The following is a 2385-nucleotide window of genomic DNA, read 5'->3' as shown; positions in this document are numbered from 1 at the left end:
GGCACAACCAGAGGCCGCCTGAGGGATGAATCTGGAGACCGGAATTACACCACTTGACGGGACACTACCTGGATTTGGCATGCTGTGGACTGGGCGGGGGAGCAGGTAGGGGAGCAGGATCTTGCCAGGGGCCGCAGGAGGGCTATGATGACCACTTTGGCGTTTGATTCGCTCAGGTTTGCCCGCAAGCTTAGAGATGCTGGCATGCCGGAGCCCCAGGCTGATGCGCAGGCGGAGCTTATGGCGGAAGCGTTTGGATTTTATACGGAGAACATTCTGACTAAAGATCACTTCGAAGCGGTCCTGGAAGCCAAGTTGGATGCGCGGTTTTCGCAGCAGGATGCAAAGTTCGAAAAGCGCTTTGCGGATATAGATAATCTTTTTAGCAAGCAAGATCGTACGCTGTACCTACACACCTGGATGCTCGGAATTGTCGTTCTTGTCATGGCTGTACCGCAGCTGCAGGCTTGGCTGGCGTGAGCTGGCGCCTTATATCCAAGCGCTTTGGTGCGCACTCAGCTCATAACCGAAAAACGTCTCCGCGGAGATTTTGAGCGGAATTGATGACCAATGCGGACGTGGGGATGGAGAGTCTCTGGTGGCACGACATCTTCCTGCTTGAGAGCGGGCCGTTATGGCGGAACGGCCGCTTTGAGCTTGGATCAGCCAGATCCTGAAATTGATGCAATCTGGGCAGCTGAAGCTCGGTCTAGATTGACCGCATACGAAATTGGTGAGGCAGAAGCAGTTTCCATCCGCGTATCAACAATTCAGCGAGGGTACGCGGCGCTGCTCTGCGCAATGTGATCAGAAAGTTCAGCGCGACTACCGGGCCCTGCTTGCCAGTGGGGAAGGGGGCTGGGCTGTTGGACGTCAAGAAATGGGGAGTTGATTCGGCGCAAGCAAATAGTATGATATTGTCATACTACTGATATGTTAGGAGCACCAAGTATGAGCATGCACCGGAAGACTATCACGCTGACTGAGCAGCAAGACGACTGGGTGAAAGGCCAGATTGAGAGCGGTCACTTTGGCAATGATAGCGAGTATATCCGCGATCTCATCCGAAGAGACCAGCAGGCCAAGGAACGTCTTGCCGCGCTGAGGCAGGCCCTCGCTGACGGTGAGTCAAGTGGAAAATCTAAGCCTCTCGACGTATCGGCCATCAAAGCGGCTGGCCGGAAGCGAATGAAAGCGTCGAATTAGTGCTTAGACTAACCGTCACGCCGAAGGCGGAATCTGATCTCACCGGAATCTGGATGTATACCTGCGAAGAATGGGGGGCCGATCAGGCGGATAGTTACCTTNGAATGAAAGCGTCGAATTAGTGCTTAGACTAACCGTCACGCCGAAGGCGGAATCTGATCTCACCGGAATCTGGATGTATACCTGCGAAGAATGGGGGGCCGATCAGGCGGATAGTTACCTTGATCAGCTTGAGGCAGGAATGAATCAGCTGATTCATTATCCATCTCTCGGCGCTAACTACGCCCATGTTTTTCCCGGGTATCGCAGATTGCAGGTAGAGCATCACGCTGTTTTCTATCAAGTGCTCGAGACGGAGGTGCTTGTTGTTCGTGTCCTTCACGAGGACATGGATGCACCGCAAAGGCTTCTGGATTAGCGGAACAAAGCCGTCATGGTTACCGACCAAGAAAGTAGAACCGAGGAGGGGATTGATCGTGAAAAGAGCACTTATCACCGGGGTCACGGGTCAGGACGGCTCCTACTTCGCTGAGTTTTTGCTGGAAAAGGGTTACTCGGCAAGGAGCACGCCAAGCAGCAGGCTCTTGCCAGCGTCCGCAGGAGAGCGCTGCCGTCTCCGCTCGTCCCGAATTGCGAAGTGAGATGCTCACAACGGCTTGCCAGTGCGCCGGGGGCGCTTGCGATTGAGTGTCAGCTGCTCCTGCACGCCGGGCGGCAACTGGGTCAGGGCTTTATTCAGTAGAGCTCGCACTTCATCTTTGAATGCGTAGCGCGGATTAAACTCAAACACTCGGGTGCGACCCACCGTGCGGCTGACCAGTAAACCGTCACGCTCCATGCGCAGCAGCTGGTTTTGTACAGTGCTCACATCCATTGACCAGCTAGCGGCAATTTCTCGTGGATACCCGCTGTTCCGTGCAGCAAGGAACAGTAGCACGCGCTCCGCTCCTTCACTGCCGACAATGGCTTCAATCATGACCTGACTATTTGACCGAAATAGTCGGCTATAATACCGATATATTCGGTCAAATAAATGTGGGGATGGGCGGTCGATTACCCTCTCTTGGGCAGGCGATGGCTGCCATGCTGGCCATGGCCCCGGAGGATCCGGTGTCTGTCAACATAGTTGCCCGGTCATTCATGCAAAATGTTTCGCGGCTATTTCATGATCCGCAGCTC

7 protein-coding genes are annotated in these 2385 nt (G+C 54.4%); 6 read left to right on the top strand and 1 reads right to left on the bottom strand.

Annotation, left to right across the window (positions count from 1 at the left end):
* Nucleotides 1-147: 147 nt before the first annotated feature.
* The 5 genes from Q6D67_RS21505 to Q6D67_RS22030 all read left to right on the top strand — a co-directional run bounded on the left by Q6D67_RS21505 (nt 148) and on the right by Q6D67_RS22030 (nt 1847).
* Nucleotides 148-480 carry a hypothetical protein gene (locus Q6D67_RS21505; RefSeq protein ID WP_304707887.1) on the top strand — a complete coding sequence of 111 codons (333 nt, stop codon included), beginning with the start codon at nt 148-150 and terminating at the stop codon, nt 478-480.
* Between the two features lie 90 nt (nt 481-570).
* Nucleotides 571-807, top strand: coding sequence for an addiction module protein (locus tag Q6D67_RS22035; RefSeq protein ID WP_370552023.1), 237 nt, complete (start codon nt 571-573; stop codon nt 805-807).
* A gap of 144 nt (nt 808-951) precedes the next feature.
* Nucleotides 952-1206: a type II toxin-antitoxin system ParD family antitoxin gene (locus Q6D67_RS21500; protein ID WP_304707886.1), complete on the top strand. Its 255-nt coding sequence runs from the start codon at nt 952-954 to the stop codon at nt 1204-1206.
* Between the two features lie 121 nt (nt 1207-1327).
* The gene (locus Q6D67_RS21495; protein WP_304707885.1) at nt 1328-1624 is read left to right on the top strand and encodes a type II toxin-antitoxin system RelE/ParE family toxin; all 297 of its coding nucleotides are present in this window, start codon (nt 1328-1330) and stop codon (nt 1622-1624) included.
* Nucleotides 1599-1847, top strand: coding sequence for a GDP-mannose 4,6-dehydratase (locus Q6D67_RS22030; RefSeq protein ID WP_370552022.1), 249 nt, complete (start codon nt 1599-1601; stop codon nt 1845-1847). Before Q6D67_RS21495 ends, Q6D67_RS22030 begins: the two co-directional genes overlap by 26 nt.
* A gap of 5 nt (nt 1848-1852) precedes the next feature.
* Here Q6D67_RS22030 and Q6D67_RS21490 read toward each other — a convergent pair whose 3' ends face one another.
* Complete coding sequence (locus tag Q6D67_RS21490; RefSeq protein WP_304707883.1) at nt 1853-2182, bottom strand: winged helix-turn-helix domain-containing protein; 330 nt, start codon at nt 2180-2182, stop codon at nt 1853-1855.
* Between the two features lie 11 nt (nt 2183-2193).
* Here Q6D67_RS21490 and Q6D67_RS21485 point away from each other — a divergent pair.
* Nucleotides 2194-2385 (top strand): hypothetical protein (locus Q6D67_RS21485; RefSeq protein WP_304707881.1); only part of this gene is annotated, 192 nt, incomplete at its 3' end.

Origin of the sequence: Haliea sp. E1-2-M8 (assembly GCF_030649675.1) — a bacterium.
Taxonomy (GTDB): Bacteria; Pseudomonadota; Gammaproteobacteria; order Pseudomonadales; family Halieaceae; genus Haliea.
Note: the sequence above shows the minus strand (reverse complement) of the source record. Positions and strands in the feature narration are given on the sequence as shown.